Below are 18,077 nucleotides of genomic sequence, written 5' to 3'. Positions count from 1 at the left end.
GTTGCGTATCGAAAACGGCGGGATTGCTTTCTTTTTGCAAACGAATGAATTGTGTAACATTAAAATAAATGGAGGGCATATGAATGATTTACTTTTAGTTATCGCGGCATTATCCATTATTGTCTATGTATCAGTATCAATAATGATTTACGCCTTTCTGAAAAACAGAAACAGCAACATTGAGAGTTTCATTTTTATCCGGTTGTTTCTATTTAAGTATGTGTCTGACTACAAGAGAATAACTAAGGAAGAAACCGGTAAAACAGGTAACCTTTACTATGTTTGGATCATATCAATCAATCTGGCACTTTTATGTGTTGTTTTGTTTTTTATGCTGAACAGCCTTTGAAATATTGGAATAAAATGTAGCATAATATCATTATTTTCCTCAATCAGACCAGGAAATCACCGGCTGTCTGCTCCTGTTTGCATCGGGTGAGCGCGATCTGTGTTTCTTACCAGCGTTCAATTGCAGCAATAGATCATTGCTGATTTGTTCCGGAGGGCATACTCCTGTCACCCCGATGGGTTGACCCTCAGCCTGGCTGATTTGAATGGCGGAATACCTGTAATTCCAATTGTATGTAAAAGCCATCTGCATTGTATACCTCTTGTTCCTGAATCTGTCGTCAACCCATGGCTGGTGTTTTCAAATTCCATTTTTTACTTACCTTTGTGTAAAAATGAACCAAATGCCTGATATTCAAAGCAAACCTAATTGTATTCTCCTGACATGCCCTATCAAATCCAAAATGAGGATTTTTCTTTCGCTGCTGATTTTTTTAAATACAACCCTAACCTTCGCTCAGGATTCAGTCGGAAATACAAGATACCCTGCCAGCAGCATTATTTTCAAATACGGACTTGGTAGTTATGCTCTAAAGGATCATTATATTTCGGACGGGAAGTATACGGGAACAATGTCCTGTTTATCTTTTGGCTGGGTTCGTAACCACAGTAAATATGTGTATCAGCTTGATTTGGAATACCGATCCTCAGATGAAATCAGGAACTACAATGTGTCTGCCCGTATTACCCAGTTTACACTGAATCAGGGATTTCTTTACCAGCTAAAAAAGGGGAAACTTTTCAATCAGAACGTGGATCTTTTCCTGGGACCAACTACAGAGTTTTTCTATTTTTACAACGAACCCCACATTGCAGTTGACGGATTTGACTACGCCCAATCATTTGCTGGTCTTTTCTCAGCCGGGATTGAGGGTGCAGCAAAACATCAGGCAGGTTCAAGATTTTTAATCGAGTCCTCATTGCGGTTATCCTTGCTTTCATTAGCCTTCCGCATGGTGGACAGCGAGGAAAATGATCAATCACCAGTAAAGCTGGTTACCCTTTTTTCCGGGGTAAATGCTTCATTTAACGCAGGAGTTCGGTATCATGTATTTCAAACGCTCTCAATCAGTGCAGGATACAGGTTTGAGTTATGCAGGATTGGTCCCTGGGAGCCGTTGATTTCTGCCAGTAATAATCTGCTCATAGGCTTATCCTTAGATTTTTAACCGGATATTTACATGAAAACAAAAACCATATTCATCATATTGTTAATTCCGCTTTTGACTGCGGGTTGTGAAGATGTTTTTGTAAAACCGGGAGATTCAAATAAAAACATGGAAGATTTTGAATCGATCTGGCAAAGGGTGAATACGACCTATCCCTTTTTAATGTTCAAGCAGATCAACTGGGATTCGATCTATCCGGTCTATCGTGCCCGGGTTGAAGCTGCCAGCGGGGACGAATTCTATCTGGTCATGGGCGATCTGCTGGCTGAGCTCAAAGACGGACATGTGTATTACCAGACTCCCGGCGGTGGCGAGGTTTATCCTTACTATCCCCAGAGACACTTCAAAGACAGGCATGCCTATAGCCCATTTGTAGTAAGGAAGTATTTTGATAAAGAGCTCATTGTTACCGAAAGCACCAGCGCAGAGTATCAAATACTGCCCGAAAATATCGGGTATGTGTTCTTGGCCGATTTTCATGAAGACTATCTGATCCGTGAATTTCCGGGCATTCTGGATTATCTTGGACAGACCAAAGGGCTTATTCTTGATATCCGGCAGAAAAGGGGAGGGACACTGCAAAATGTTGTGGCAGTGGTCTCCCGTTTTATCTCAGCACCCATGGAATGGCCCAAATTATTCTCCCTGGGCGTACTGATTGAAATAGATCCAATTCAGCCTCAGGGTCCTTTTACCTACACAAATCCGGTTGTGGTATTGATCAATGGTTCAACCTTTAGTGCTGGAGAACTTACCACTGAGCTGCTGAAACAAATTCCAAATGTGACCGTCGTTGGAGATACAACAGGCGGCGGCGGCGGTATTTCAGCGAATAATTCACCGGAAACCCTGCCTGAGTATAAACTGCCAAGCGGAAAAGTGATATCCTCCCCATCAGGATACTGTGAACGGTATGACGGGCTGCCCTGGGAGTGGAATGGAATTGCACCGGATATCAGGGTCGTACAGACAGAGGATGATATCAGGAAAAATAGAGACCTTCAACTGGAGTATGCAATTGGCCTACTGAAATGAAGGTTTTAAAACACAGATGTTCAGACAATCCACTCTCTGGCGTCAGAAATTAAGCCATTTCTGGAATGGTGATTACCCATCAAGGCCAACAGCTGTTTAGATTGGTTCATGATCCAGGCATCTTTTCAGCTATTCCCGGTCAAGCAAGGAAAAAGTGTTCAGTGTGCTGGTGAGTACCTCCTCGGTCCATGCAAGTATCCGAAATACACTCAGTCGGCGCTTAACAACCATTTTAAGTGTTGATTATTAACAATATAAAGTATGTCGATTGACATTCAGCGGGAAGTTATAAAAGTAGGTGATTCACTTGTGGAGGCACCCGGCTTATAAGAAAATTGTTCAGACCCATATAGTTTTGCCGGACAATACAGTAGTGACAGAGAATTCATAAAAATAAAGCGACGCGCCGAATTTCATAGCAGAACCACCATCGAACCGATTACCAGACATGTAAAACATGATTGCCCGCATGGCAAGGAACTATCTCAAAGGAAAAGCTGGTTACATCATCAATGCATTGATGGCGGCAGCTGGGTTCACCCTCCGTAGATTACTCCGCAAGCTGAAGGCGGAAGTTGTTTTTTTCTTTTTTCAGCTTCAAAAAATTCATCGCCTAAAGCCGTATGTGGCTTCTTAACTTATGCTCATTGCTTATAACCCCTCGCTGAAAGTGAGTGGTTAAGGATCGACTAAGCTACCATGGGTACCGAACCCCTATTGTCGGTTCCCTTTGCCATGTATTCCAAAAGTTCTACAGAATCGCCCTGGGAAGTAATGGGCCAGGATATTTATTACAACACCGGTAAGGTAGGGATTGGATTAGATACTCCCTTGTTTACTTTGGATGTAAGAAATCCGGCAGTTGCGGGTACTGCCGATGTTTTTCTTAGTGTTTATAAATTTAAATTTAACTTGTTAAACAAAAACTTAACGAAGAACACGTACCTTTGCACTTAACCAACGGCAGTAAGCTCATTGAACCGAGCCTGCTACCGGAGGTATTGTTTAATGCATGGTATATTAATTGAGGATTTCAGCGGTTTGCCAACGATTTGGACTCTTAAAAAAGGTTGGTGTGAACTGATAAGCAATTGCCGCGTAATCCCGAGTGCCAACATACGATAATTCGTCCATCAGTGAACATTTTTGAAATAGTCAGAACATGACAGACAGTAGCGATAAAATAAACCAACTCCTTGAAAAGTTGGAATCACTTTTGAAAAGACAGGTCGACTTTTCGAGAGAGATCAACAATTTGCGGGATGAAATAAACAGTCTGAAAACCGCCGGGCAAGTGCGGACGAATGAAAATGAAGATTTAAAGCAAGATAAAACCATTACCAAAACTGACCTTGATCCCGAAAAAGAGTATGTAACGCGTGACTATAAATATTATCGAAGTCTGGCAAAGCAAGAACCACAAAAACAGATAATTCCGCCCATCATTAAACCAACAATAAGAGAATCCAACCTTGAGAAATTTATAGGCGAAAACCTGATCAATAAAATCGGAATTGCAATTACTGTTATTGGGGTTGCTATTGGAGCAAAATACGCTATTGAAAACGAACTCATTAGCCCACTAACCAGAATAATCTTAGGGTATTTAACCGGCTTGGGGTTATTGGGATTTGGCATTAAATTTAAGCGCAGGTATGTGAACTATAGTGCCGTCCTTGTTAGTGGAGCAATGGCAATCATGTATTTTATCACCTATGCAGCCTACAGTTTCTACGACTTGATTCCGCAAGTTTTCACCTTTGTACTTATGGTAATTTTTACTGCATTTACAGTGGTAGCTGCCATAAATTACAACAAACAAATCATAGCTCATATCGGACTGGTCGGAGCATATGCTGTTCCTTTCTTATTGGGTGAAGGATCTGAAAAAGTGGGTATCCTCTTTTCTTACATGGCAATTGTCAATTTCGGGATACTTGCTATTGCATTTAAAAAATACTGGAAACCGCTTTATTATACCTCTTTCGGACTGACATGGCTCATTTACTTTTTATGGTTTTTGTCAACTTATCAAGCCATCGGGCATTTCGGTTTAGCCCTGTCTTTCCTTTCTATTTTCTTTGCCACATTTTACGTGACATTCCTTGCCTATAAATTACTTCAAAAAGAAAAGTTTGAAATTGACGATATTCTATTACTGCTTGCTAATTCGTTTATTTTTTATGGAATTGGATACGCTTTGCTTAACAACCACGAGACTGGCGAACAGCTATTAGGAATATTCACTCTTTGCAATGCTGTCGCTCACTTTATCGCAGGTGCAGTAATTTACCACCAAAAACTCGCTGACAAAAATCTGTTTTATTTGGTTTCAGGACTTGTATTGGTCTTTATTACTATAGCCATTCCTGTTCAACTGGACGGCAATTGGGTTACCTTGCTTTGGGCTGGTGAAGCTGCATTGCTGTTTTGGGTTGGCAGAACCAAAAATGTTCCTTTTTATGAAAAACTGTCTTATCTGTTAATGTTACTGGCATTTTTCAGTATTACTCACGACTGGATTTCGGTCTATAACACTTATTATCCTGAAAATCCTGAGACAAGAATAGCTCCATTGTTTAATGTAAATTTACTTACCTCAATATTGTTTTTGGCTGCTTTTGGCTTTATCAACGTTCTGAACCGTAACCAAAAATATACTTCTGCATTCATATCCCAAATAAGAATTTCAAAAATTATTTCTTTTGCTGTTCCGGCACTTCTGCTTGTCACGCTTTACTATGCATTCCGCATGGAGATCGCTACTTACTGGAATCAACTTTATACAGATTCTGCACTTGTCATTAATTCGGAAGACCCGCAAAATACTTACTATTATTGGAATTATGATTTGAATGAATTTAAAACCATTTGGATCATCAATTATTCCCTGCTTTTCGTTTCCATCCTCTCCATTGTGAATCTCAGAAAATTTAAAAATCAACAATTGGGCTTGATTAACCTTGGTTTAATTGCGTTGACACTTTTTGTATTTTTAATTCAAGGGCTTTATGCCCTCAGTGAACTAAGGGAAAGCTATTTGGATAGGACTTTATTGCAATATTATCAAAGAGGTTTTTTCAACATTGGGATAAGATACGTTTCATTAGGTTTTGTTGCTTTGACACTTTTTACTTGTTATAAAAACATCCGCCGGGATTTTATGCAAAGGGACTTCAAAATGGCTTTTGACTTTCTGCTACATACTTCTCTCTTGTGGATTGCAAGCAGCGAATTAATTCACTGGATGGACATAGCCGAATCAACACAATCTTATAAGCTTGGATTAAGCATCCTATGGGGAATCTATTCACTTTTCCTGATTGCTTTAGGATTATGGAAAAAAAACAAACCATTGCGAATCGGAGCGATTGCATTGTTTGGTGTTACCCTTTTAAAGCTGTTTTTCTATGATATTTCACATCTTGATACCATTTCAAAAACAATCGTGTTTGTGTCGTTGGGTGTGTTGCTGTTAATCATTTCATTTTTATACAATAAGTACAAACATATCATATCAAATGAAATTGAGGGTTAAACTATTAGCTTGTTTACTCTTTTTAGCCTACTCATTTTCTTATGGGCAAATAAAAGAGTACGACTACAAACGAGAGTTAAAGGGAATTTCAGGGCAATGGCATAAAATTATTCTGCCCGACGAAGTTTTTGGGAAAATTACACAGGACTTAACCGACATCAGGATCTTCGGAATAACGGCAAATCATGACACAGTTGAAGCTCCATATTTACTTCGAGTAGCATCTGAAAAAACATCCAGCAGGGAGGTTGAATTTAACACACTCAACACCTCTCATAACGAAAAGGGCTATTCTTTCACTTTTGAAATTCCGGCGACAGAACCAATCAACCAGATCAACCTGGAATTTGGTCAGAAAAATTTTGATTGGCAAATCAAACTTGAAGGCAGTCAAAATCAGAATGACTGGTTTACAGTTGCTGAGAATTACCGGATCCTGTCTATAAAAAACGAGATAACTGACTTTCAGTTTACCAGGTTGACTTTTCCAGGTTCAAACTACCGGTATTTCCGACTGCTTATTGACAGCCAGGAAAAACCTGAGCTGACCTTCGCAAGTATTGTACAACAAGAAATTACAGACGGAAGATTTAGAAATTGCACGATCAAAAAATTTGATTTAAAGGAGAATAGGGAGCTCAGGCAAACCGAAATCGATCTTGAATTACAGTTGCCTGTTCCCGTAAGCCATTTGAAAATTGATGTTAAAGATTCGTTCGACTATTACCGGCCAGTGACAATAAAGTATCTAGCTGACAGCATCAAAACAGAACAAGGCTGGAAGTACTATTATCGCACATTGACAACTGAGACATTGAATTCGATGGAAAAAGTTGAATTTAAGTTTAACAGTACCACTCTTCAAAAACTAAAAATCATCATTCACAATCAAAACAATCAACCTTTGACCATTGACACAATACATGTAAAAGGATATGTACACGAGTTGCTGGTTCGATTTACCGAAAAAGCTACTTACTTTATGACCTACGGAAATAAAACAGCAGCAAAACCCTATTACGACATAGACCGTTTTTCTGACGACATTCCGATGAATCTGACAACATTGGAATTGGGTGACGAACTGAAAACAGAAAAAGAGGAAATCCCTTTGGCAGACCCGCTTTTCAAAAACAAAACCTGGCTGTGGGCAATCATGACCATCATCATATTGTTGCTCGGATGGTTTTCGGTAAAAATGATAAGAAAACATTGACAGCCTTTAGCAAAAATAAGACTTCAACGCAGCAGCCAACCATAGCGCCTGCATATTCGGTAAGGCGAATCCGCCAGCAAAGAAATTAAACGATCTTAAACCACTAAAGCAAAAACCCATCAAACAAAACTTATCTTTGCAATGCACTCAAAAACTTCACTGAATGAACATATTTTTTAAATCGTTGATTTTCTCATTCATCCTTGCCGGGTTATTGGCTTGTAAGAAGGATGATGAAAAAGTTCCACCTGACGACAATAACGAGACCACCGAATATGAGCAATATGGTGTTCCTTTCGAAGATGTTCCCGATACCGAAGACATCATCATGTACGAGATCAACCTGCGGGCTTTCAGCTCTACCGGCGATATCCAGGGCATTATCAATAAGATAGACCATATAGAAGATCTGGGGGTAAATGTTATCTGGTTAATGCCAATTCATCCGATCGGCCAGGTTAATTCGGTGAACTCGCCTTACTCCGTCAAAGATTACAAGGCTGTAAGTTCAGAATATGGAACGCTTAACGACCTGAGAAATCTCACCGATGAGGCGCATTCGAGGGGAATTGCAGTCATTATGGATTGGGTAGCCAATCACACTGCCTGGGACAATGAATGGATACAGAACAAGAGCTGGTACACCCAGGATGCCAGCGGGAACATCATCCATCCGCCTGGTACAAACTGGCTGGATGTTGCCGATTTGAACTACAATAACCAGGTGATGCGCGATACCATGGTAGATGCCATGAAGTATTGGTTGTATGTGGCAAACATCGACGGTTTCAGATGCGACTATGCCGATGGAGTTCCGTTTGATTTCTGGCAAGCTGCATGGCAAACGCTCAATGCAATACCTGACCGTAAGTTTATATTTTTTGCAGAAGGATCAAGAAACGATCATTTTACTGCCGGTTTTGATTTGAATTTTAGCTGGCCATTTTACGGAGCGGTCAAAGATGTTTTTAATGGTCAGGCTGCAGGTAAAATTTTTACAGCCCACAGTAGTGAATATGCCAGCATACCATCAGGCAAACAATGGATTCGCTTTACGACCAATCATGATGAGTCGGCATGGGATGCCACGCCAATCAGCTTATTCAACGGGGTAAACGGAGCGTTGGCAGCTTCTGTTGTTACGATATTTACCGGTGGGGTGCCGCTCATTTATGGAAGTCAGGAAGTGGGGACGGCCAATAATGTTCCTTTTTTCTACAATTCGACCATAAACTGGAATAGTAACCCACAGATGTTGGCCGCATACAAAAAAATGCTTCAGTTTTATTCCGCATCACCTACAGCAAAACGAGGGCAGAATACTGTTTATCAACATAACGATGTTGCCTGTTTCAGGAAATCTTTCAACAACGAAGAGATCGTTATCATAGCCAACCTGAGGAATTATCCCATCAGCTACCCGATTCCCTCTGCTTTGGCAAACACATCGTGGACTGAGGTTATGACTACCAACACTATTTCGCTGAACGGGCAAATTACATTGGCGCCTTACCAATTCTACATACTTAAACCATAAAAACCTGCACGGCCAGCGCACTCAACTAGCGTCTGGGAACAGTTATTCAAAATTTTGGTCCTTATCTAATTCCCTGAAGTTAATCATCTTCCGATAAAAATTTTAACATCCGGCTTTTTGGCGACCTTTGCCTGAGAACAATAAATAAATCAATTAACTTTGCATTGTTGACTGATCGTTTAGAAACTTCACAAGTTGAAATATCATTTGAAAACACATTTTTTATTACTGGTCTTTACTTTTTTATCGCTATTTTATCCTTGCCGGAGCGTTGCCCGTCCGTCTGAATCAGACTCGCTGATTCAGATCATCAAAACCACCGGGAATGATTCATTGAAGGTTGATGCCATTATTGGTTTTGCTACGCTGATACTTGACACAGCGCCCGACTCGGCATTTTTCCTTCTTGAAGAGGCCGACAACATACTGAAGGGGAAAACGGTTTTGCATCTTAAAATCAAAGTCAATAATGCCAAATCGTTGATCCTTCAAAACATAGGGAAGTTTCCCGAAGCACTCGAATTGCAATTTGAAACAAAAAAACTGATGGAAGATGAGGAAGGAAACTTAAATACGACGATTAGCCCAAACGATTACCTCAACACTATCAACAACATCGGATTGATTTTTTATAAAACGGAAAAATATTCCGATGCCAGTGCATATTTCGAACGAGCGCTGGAGATCCTAAATGAAACAGATCGCAGCCTGATAAGCGATATCAACAATGAATACCTGCGATTCAATATCAATATCGGAGCAATACATGCAAAACTCAGGGATTTCGAAAAGGCCGGATTTTATTTCACCAAGGCTTTGCAGTACCTTGATGAGGGCAATTCGAAAAACTATGCAGTGTTGCTCACTAACCTTTCTATTGTTGCCAGGGAAAAAGGCGAAACCGAGAAAGCTTTTGAATTGAGTCAAAAAGCCATAGAAGTGAGCAGCAAATCGGAAAACTACCGGATCCTCGTTCAGGCCTATAACAACATGGGCAATAATTATATGGTGGTTGGTGATTTTGACCAGGCAAAAGCGCATTTTATGAAGGCACATGACCTGGCGTTACAATATGGATTCGGATCATCCATTGTAATTGCCCTGGATATGCTTGCCAGTGCCTACGATTCAACCGGGGATTATAAAAACGCCTACCACACCCATGTTAAGTTTAAACATTTCAGCGACAGCGTCCTCGACCTTGAAAAAGTACGGATGGTTACCCAGCTTGAAATGAAGGATAAATTCGATAAACGCATCGCCACTGCGCGCATCCTGCAAAAAGAAAAGGAGGCCGGACAGCGCAGGCGCGAACTGATTTACAGCCTGACCATTGTATTGACACTTATGGGGCTGATCATACTGGCGTTGCTGTTTTTTCTGCAGCGAAGCAAAAGCAAGCGCCATCGCCTGGAGGCTGAAAAAAACTCCCTTCTGAGTAAAAGCCTGGGACTGGAAAAAGCCAAGCTGGAAGAAGAGCTTGAATTCAAGAATAAGGAACTGGCCACTAACGTAATGTACATGATCAGGAAAAACGAGTTGATTGCGCAGATTTCGGAGCGCCTCATAAAATCGAAATTGGCCTTTAAAAAAGAAAACCAGAGAATCATCGAGGAGATCATCCATGACTTGCAATGTTCTGCAGAAGATAACGTCTGGCGGGATTTCGAGGTTAGGTTCCAGCAGGTTTACAACGATTTTTATGAAAAACTCAATGCAAAATTCCCCAACCTCACTTCCAACGAAAAAAAACTTTGCGCATTCCTGCGGCTCAACATGTCAACCAAGGAAATCTCGGCCATCACTTACCAGAGCTTAAACAGCATTATAGTAGCCCGTTCACGGCTGCGTAAAAAGCTTGGGCTGGATTCAGAAGAAAACCTTATCGCCTTCCTCGAAAGTATTTGATTTATGCAAGCTTTTGCTTTTAATTCCATTTGGTGAAATTCCTTCCTGTCTTATTTTCAATATTTGACCGGGTAATCCCAACCCAATTTTTTACTCCCACCATCCATTTTCTCATGTTCTGAGAAAAAATTCCATCAGGTAGAACTTTCTAAAATTAATTTATAACCAACAGAACATCATTAAGTTTCACTTTTCTGTGCATTGAATGTAAGCCCTTTGATTATCTTTTGTAATGGGCATATTTGTAAAAGTAAATGTTTTGTAACGCAAAAAATTTGGAGATTCCTGTCAGGCAGGCTTTTCTTTGCAGCCCAATTGAAAAATCAAATGTCGGATCGTAAATCAAAAAATAAAAAAGCGGATAAGGAGCGGGATTATGCCGGGGAGAGCCTTCAAAAACTGATTGAAGAAGCACGTACCAAGTCCGAAGCGTACAAGAAAATTCTTAAGTCACTCAATACTAATAAAAACAGAGATTAACTATGAGAAATTTTAAATTTACAATTGCACTGTTATTAAGTGTAGGTTTTGCGCTTAATACGATGGGTCAGCGCGCGTTTTACGGCGAGCAGCAAAGGGCTGACCACCACACCTTAAATATCCGGATTGGTGATATTATCTACGATCAGTCCGAAGATGAAGAATACGGCGGGTACATCGTGTCGCAGTTCTTCACGGATCCTGCAAGTGCCGATCTCAGCAGTGAAGCCGCCGACGACTTTGTGGTTCCCGAAGGGGAAACCTGGGTTGTAGGTTCATTTGGCGTTTGGGGTACATGGTGGCCTGGCAGCCAGGGAAATCCTGAAAAAATCAATGTAGCTATCTATGAAGATGACGGTGGCCAGCCCGGCACGCTTATTCACGGTTTCAGTGAACAAACCAACTTTTATGCTGAAGAATGGACCAATCAGGGGGGTGAATTGCAGAGTTATTTCAACTTTACATTTCCTTCATCCATTGCATTTACCCAAGGCCATTACTGGATCAGCTTTCAGGTACACGACAGCTACGACGTTGTGGGCCAGTGGGGTTGGGAAGACAAAACCAACACCAACTGGGAACCCTGGCACTGGCGTAATCCGGGTGGCGGATTTTGGGGTGGTGGCCCCGACTGGAAACCAAGCACACAGGTTCACTGGTTTGGATATGCATTGGATAACCGGTTTGCGCTTTATGGTGAAGCTTATGATAATGATCTCTCTATGGTTAATATCCTGAGCCCTATGAGTGGAACTCTTACATCGGCTGAAACAGTGACCATAAAAATCAAAAACCAGGGTATAAACTCACAAACCGGTTTTGATGTGGCTTATTCCGCAAACGGTGGCACATGGGTCACTGAGAATGTAGGTTCTCTTGTAATCGCATCTGAAGAATCAGCCGAATATACATTTATAACAACCGCTGACCTTTCCGAAACAGGAGAACACACCATCGCTGCCAAAACAATGCTGGCTGGGGATGAGCAACCGGCCAATAATGAAACGGAAGTTGAAATTGTGAACTATGGTGTGATTTATCCTATGGTGAATTATGATACCGTAGATGTTACAACCTGTTCGGGTACTTTTACCGACATGGGCGGTGTTAACGGCAATATAAATAGTGGCGATAATGGGGTGATCACCTTTTATCCTGCTGAAGCCGGAAAGAAAATAAAAATGGACTTTTTCGGTGTCTGGGATATTTCGCACCCCACAGACGAAGTAAAACCTTTCCGGGTGTTTGATGGTCCGGATATGAACTCCCCGTTGATCGGTGAATGGACGCAAAACGACTGGCGCGATTTTGGCCTCAAACCTGAAATCCTGAAAGCGCTTGGAGAAACCGGCGCCATGACCATCCGCTACCTTTGCCCGGCATGGGACGAGGTTCAAGGCTGGACAGCCCTTGTTTCATGCTACGAACAACCCGAAGATGATTTTGAAGTTACCGAATTTACAATTCATCCCACACTCCTTTTCACCGATCGTGATATCACTTTCACCACTACTGTAAGAAATATTGGCTCGATAGCTCAATCCAAAAACGTAACTTTCTATGTAAATGATATGGTTGTTGGTGTGGTAAATACCGGTACAGTTCAACCCACCGAATATGCTACCGTTGTTTATGTTCATCAGTTTGCTGCCCCCGGAGCGGTGGTTATCAAAGCTGCTGTGCCGGAAGATTCAGGCGACACACCCGAAAACAACTATCTTACCATCGAAAATCATGTTTATGTAAACGGCTGGTTTGTTGAGATGTTCGATGATGGATATTTCCCGCCCGAAGACTGGACACACGGCCCGTTTTGGGCAGGATCAACAGATGGTTACAATAATAGCCCGGGAGCTGCTTCCAGTATGGTTGAAACATTCTCAAAAGACACACTTGTTACTCCCAAACTTGTGATACACGAAGGAGATATACTTACCTTCTATGCGGCTACTTCCCTTTGGTGGCAAGGTAATCTTGAAGTGATATGGAAAAATGCCGCAAACGGTGAATGGCAGTCATTGCAGTACATCAACCTGGCCGGAAGCCCTCAATACAAGCCTTACCAGATAGATGTTTCGGCGGCTGCGGGTGAAAATTATATCGGCTTCGTTAATGTAGCCGATGTACCAACATCATGGTCTGGTCAGGTTTTGGTTGACCATGTGATTGGTATTGGCATCGAATTCTTTTATTTTGATAATGATATGAAAATGAGTGAATTCAATCCGAATCCAACACCTTCAAAGGATGAACCCATTATTTATGAGGTCACCGTTAAAAACAACGGCCACAATGCCATGACTGCCGGTGATTACAACGTAAAAATTATGATGGTGGCCGATGGTGGCGACATCGAGATGGCTTCCGTACCCGGCATTGCATGCAACCACCTCCAGGAAAAAACCCACACACTCTCAGTTACTTTCCCGCAAATAGGCCCTGCTGAAATCTATGCCGTTGTTGATCTTGACGGCGATCAAAAACCCGAAAATGATCAATCCATCATCCGTCCGGTATATGTTCAGGTAAATGGAACAAATACTGTTCAGATTGGCGATGGCGATGCAGAATCCTGGGAAATTCCCAATCCTCTGGGAATGGCCTATGCCCTTTCTGAGGTGATTTATCCTGCCGACCTTGTGAACCCGGATAAAGTAACCGGCTACATCACCGGCATCGCCTACCAGTTTAATAACACCAATACTTCTGCAACACTTGATGTGCCTGTACAGATTTATATCGGTGAAACTAATAAAGTAAACCTGGCTGCTGGATACATCAATGGTACATTACTTGAAAAAGTGGCTGATACCCGTGTTGATTTGCAAGTGGGATTGAATCAGCAACTCTACATTCCTTTTACTGCTCCTTACGATTATCAGGGTGGTAATCTTTGTGTTATGTTTTTTAAACCTTTCGAAGACTGGTACCCGGGCGTACAATGGCTGGTAACCGAAATGGATGACGACAGCATATCTGCTTATTCAACAAGCTGGGATCCGCCCCTTAATCCGCTGGATTTGAAAGAAGCCTGGCCAAACTGGACAAATCATATGCCCAATACTGCATTCTACATTGCAGATGTAGAAACTACTTCGCTTAATGGTGTGGTTACTGATGCAATAGGCGCTCCGATGGAGGATGTAAAAGTGGAAGCTGTGGGATTCGAAAATTCCACCATGACCCTGGCTGATGGTTCATACGAACTCAACGACCTGCTTGCCTGGGAAAATGTAATAAAAGCTTCTAAGTACGGCTATTACGACAATCCACAGAACATCATTCTGATGCAAGATTTTAACAATGTCCTTGATTTTGAAATGACACTGCTACCGTTAGTTACCGTTAATGCGATCGTTATTGGCAACGATGATCCGATGCATTACCTCCAAGGCGCTGAAGTAACGCTTGAAGGGTATGAAAACTATTCCATAACAGTTGATGCTGAAGGCACATTTGAAATTCCCGGAGTATTTGGTGACAAAACCTATAGTTTAACCATCAACTATCCGGGATTTGATACTTATACTGCCGTAATTGATGTACCTGCTTATGATCTTGACCTGGGCACACTAATCCTTACAGAAATGATGGCAATTCCTTTCTATACACAAGCTGTTCAAACCAACCCCGGAACGGTACAGGTAACATGGAATTCTCCTTTGGATGGTGCGAAGCAGTTGCTCACATGGGATTACCTGATCAGCAATGGCTATACAGCCGAAGTAGGTGAAGAGGTATGGCTGGGTAATATTTACGAAATGGATCCTGGTACCATCACCAAAGTTTCCCTCTACTGGAGACAATATGGTGAAACATCAGGAACCGTAAGGCTCGACCTTGTTGACCTGGATGGAAACGTGTTCTATTCAAGCGAGAGCTTCGAAACGGTTCATAATGGATGGACACATGTTGATGTTCCTAACCTCACCTTCGAAGGGGGACAATTCCTGGCCATGGCCTATTGGGATGGCACAAACACTGAATTGACAGATTTTCTTGCAGCAGATGCCTATACTACCGGAACCGGTGGTTTCAACTTTGCTTATATCATGTATCCCGGCGCTCCGGCATATCTGCTTTCAGAACTCATTACCGATTTTGATATTACTTTCCAGATTGATGTGGAAATTGTTACTGCAACTCCCGAAGCAGGCAGGTACAACGAAGGTTACAACATCTTTGCAGGCCCTTATGCCGATATCAACAACTGGCAAAACTGGGAGAAAATCAATGCTGAACCGGTGATGGGTAATTCTTACCTTGACACCAACTGGCCCCAGCCAACAGAAGGTTATACTTATGGTGTTCAAACTGTTTATACTACCGGCGTTTCCGAGGTTAGTTTCTCCATTCCGATCGTTCACGATCCCAACATGCCTTGTGATAATCCATGGACTTATGTTCAGACTGCACAAGTGCACACGATCAGCATCCCGGCAACTGCCGATGTGAACATTTTTGGCGAACCGCTCGAAAACGGAGATTGGATCGGTGTATTTTACCTGGATGACAATGGTGAAGAGGTGTGCGGCGGCGCCGGTGAGTGGGGTGGCCCATTTGGCGCCGGTGGTACGGCGGTTACTGCCTACGGCGATGATCCCACAACATCTGAAAAAGACGGTTTTGCCTATGGCGAAACCTTCCGCTGGAGAATGCATGATTGCAGTGCATGGGAGGAATACCCTGCCGGAGCAACCTACGACGACACCAAACCCAACCAGGGTCAGTTTGCCGACTTCGGACTTTCTGCAGTCACTTCACTGGAGGTGATGTTCTGCCAGTATTACACGTTTTCACAGGGATGGAACAGCATTTCAAGTTTCATTATCCCCAACAATCCAAATGTTGAGGACATGTTTGCTCCGATGGTGAACAATCTTACCATCATCAGAAACCTTTCACAGGTTTACTGGCCCGAAGAAAACCTCAACACCATGATCAACTGGAACAGTAACACGGGTTATGCCCTCAAGGTTACCGAAGAAGTGAATATGGAGATTTGCGGCGCTGATTTCGTATCAGGTGAGCTGGTACTGGAAAATGCAGGCTGGTATTATCTGCCTGTTGCCAGCGAATGTGATGTGGATGCCATGACACTTTTCGGCGATGTGATCGGGGATATCATTATCGTTCAGGACCTCATCGGATCGCAGGTGTTCTGGCCGGAGATGAATGTTTATTCTCTCGAAACCCTTGTGCCCGGTAAGGCCTATAAAATGAAGATTTCCAATCCTGTAACCCTCAACTTCCCAACTTGCGAAGCAAAAGCGGAAACCACCTCCTGCAACCAGGTAAACTCTTTGGAAACACCCTGGGGTTCGCTTGTCATTACGCCGGCTTCACAAGTTGTGGCTTTCCCGGCTGATGCCATCATCGAACTAAAGCATGGTGATGCAGTTGGGGCATTCGATCAGAATAACCGGCTATGCGGATTTATGGAAATTGGCAACACAACCGAAAACAAGGCAATGATTCTCGTTGGCGATGATGCCTCTACCATTGAGAAAGACGGATTCACCGAAGGCGAAGCGATCACTTTCAGAATGATCCGGACGCAAACCGGTGAAGCATATCTGATGGACGTGGAGTGGGATTATAACCTTGAGAATGCATCGGGAACCTACTACTCCGAAAGCCTCTCAGGTGTGAAATCAACGACCCTTGGCTTTACCGGTATCGGTAATACAGCCGCCGGCGAAGTCGAGATATATCCCAACCCGGCTACCGATCAGGTTGTGATCAGTATCAATTCCGGAGAATTCAGCAATTCCATGGTTACTATCATCGACGTTAAAGGAAATGCTGTGATAGAAACTAGTATTGAGAATGCTCATACAACCCTGAACATAAGCAGCCTGGAGGCAGGAATATATGTTGTAAAGATCTATGCTGACCAGTTCAGTAAGATTACAAAACTTATCGTAAAGTAGATTTTTCATAAACGTTTGGTTTTTAGGTTTAAAACCCTGTCATTCAGATGGCAGGGTTTTTTTCTTGTTTGCATACACATCCGGCTGATGGAAAGAAATTGGCTTTACCATTTTGGAGGTAAGAAAGTATAAGATTATCAATCCACAAACCTGTAAATCGGTTTTTCTAAAATCAGTACATTTGGTCAGGATTTCGAAAAGATGAGCTCAAAAAATCAATTTAAAATTATGAATCCAAAAGAAGAAATAACACTTGTTGAGATCTTTTCAGGAACAACCTGGCAGGTGGGTATGGTGAAAAGCTTGCTTGAAGATGAAGAAATTGAAGCCTATCTGAAGGATGATATTATTGGCACACTCAACCCGTGGTGGACGGCACCGGGAGGTGTGGGCTCAATAAAGGTCATGGTTTCAAGCCCTGATGTTGAAAAAGCAAGGCTGATCGTTGAGGAGTATGTAAAAAATTTGTGAAAAATCAATGATCGCTATTTCCATCACCCAAATTTTCGGAACCGGAATGAACGCCGGGTAATGTGATTAGAGTGAAAGATTGCAACTCCGCCTCCGGCAAACAAAAACGCATGACGATTGTTTGTCAGCTATCGGTAAATAAACTGAACCGGGAAATGATATGAGTGAAAATAAAAGTGCTGTTGTAGAGATGTTTTACACCCTTTCCTGCCCTAACTGCAAGGTTTTTCAGCGGATGCTCGAAGAGGTGATGCCTGGCTATGACGGGCGGATTACATTTAAAAAGACCCTGGCCAGCGGACCGGTGGGTTACATCAAATCGCTGAAACTGGGTATTCACGCCGTGCCGACAGTTTTAATCAACAATAACATTGTATTCAGAAGCGTGCCTTCGAGGCAGGAGCTGATTGCAAAATTAAATCAATACACAAACAATTAAACC

The 18,077-nt window shown here is 42.2% G+C and carries 12 protein-coding genes; 11 read left to right on the top strand and 1 reads right to left on the bottom strand.

Annotated elements, in window-relative coordinates:
• The first annotated feature begins 79 nt into the window (after positions 1-79).
• Positions 80-349, top strand: a complete 270-nt coding sequence (locus IH598_07155) for a hypothetical protein (protein MBE0638279.1) — start codon at positions 80-82, stop codon at positions 347-349.
• A 39-nt stretch (positions 350-388) separates the two neighbouring features.
• Here the strand turns inward: IH598_07155 and IH598_07150 are convergent, their stop codons facing one another.
• On the bottom strand, positions 389-595 hold the full coding sequence (locus IH598_07150; protein ID MBE0638278.1) for a hypothetical protein: 207 nt from the start codon (positions 593-595) through the stop codon (positions 389-391).
• A 157-nt stretch (positions 596-752) separates the two neighbouring features.
• Between IH598_07150 and IH598_07145 the strand changes: the two genes are divergently transcribed.
• From IH598_07145 to IH598_07100, 10 genes are all read left to right on the top strand, one after another.
• Positions 753-1,517 (top strand): hypothetical protein, encoded by a 765-nt coding sequence (locus tag IH598_07145; protein ID MBE0638277.1) that lies wholly within the window; start codon positions 753-755, stop codon positions 1,515-1,517.
• A 12-nt stretch (positions 1,518-1,529) separates the two neighbouring features.
• Entirely contained in the window at positions 1,530-2,552 is a 1,023-nt protein-coding gene (locus IH598_07140) for a hypothetical protein (protein MBE0638276.1), read from the top strand.
• 1,162 nt (positions 2,553-3,714) lie between these two features.
• On the top strand, positions 3,715-6,090 hold the full coding sequence (locus tag IH598_07135; GenBank protein MBE0638275.1) for a DUF2339 domain-containing protein: 2,376 nt from the start codon (positions 3,715-3,717) through the stop codon (positions 6,088-6,090).
• The gene (locus tag IH598_07130) at positions 6,074-7,306 is read left to right on the top strand and encodes a DUF3999 family protein (protein ID MBE0638274.1); all 1,233 of its coding nucleotides are present in this window, start codon (positions 6,074-6,076) and stop codon (positions 7,304-7,306) included. Before IH598_07135 ends, IH598_07130 begins: the two co-directional genes overlap by 17 nt.
• 163 nt (positions 7,307-7,469) lie before the next feature.
• Positions 7,470-8,843 carry an alpha-glucosidase C-terminal domain-containing protein gene (locus IH598_07125; protein ID MBE0638273.1) on the top strand — a complete coding sequence of 458 codons (1,374 nt, stop codon included), beginning with the start codon at positions 7,470-7,472 and terminating at the stop codon, positions 8,841-8,843.
• A gap of 207 nt (positions 8,844-9,050) precedes the next feature.
• Positions 9,051-10,751 (top strand): tetratricopeptide repeat protein, encoded by a 1,701-nt coding sequence (locus IH598_07120; GenBank protein MBE0638272.1) that lies wholly within the window; start codon positions 9,051-9,053, stop codon positions 10,749-10,751.
• 327 nt (positions 10,752-11,078) lie between these two features.
• Positions 11,079-11,231 carry a hypothetical protein gene (locus tag IH598_07115; protein MBE0638271.1) on the top strand — a complete coding sequence of 51 codons (153 nt, stop codon included), beginning with the start codon at positions 11,079-11,081 and terminating at the stop codon, positions 11,229-11,231.
• 2 nt (positions 11,232-11,233) lie between these two features.
• Entirely contained in the window at positions 11,234-17,164 is a 5,931-nt protein-coding gene (locus tag IH598_07110; protein ID MBE0638270.1) for a T9SS type A sorting domain-containing protein, read from the top strand.
• A gap of 228 nt (positions 17,165-17,392) precedes the next feature.
• The gene (locus IH598_07105) at positions 17,393-17,635 is read left to right on the top strand and encodes a DUF2007 domain-containing protein (protein MBE0638269.1); all 243 of its coding nucleotides are present in this window, start codon (positions 17,393-17,395) and stop codon (positions 17,633-17,635) included.
• Positions 17,636-17,795: 160 nt separating this feature from the next.
• Positions 17,796-18,074 (top strand): thioredoxin family protein, encoded by a 279-nt coding sequence (locus IH598_07100; protein ID MBE0638268.1) that lies wholly within the window; start codon positions 17,796-17,798, stop codon positions 18,072-18,074.
• Positions 18,075-18,077: the final 3 nt, after the last annotated feature.

The organism is Bacteroidales bacterium (assembly GCA_014860585.1).
Classification (GTDB): Bacteria; Bacteroidota; Bacteroidia; order Bacteroidales; family 4484-276; genus RZYY01.
Note: the sequence above shows the minus strand (reverse complement) of the source record. Positions and strands in the feature narration are given on the sequence as shown.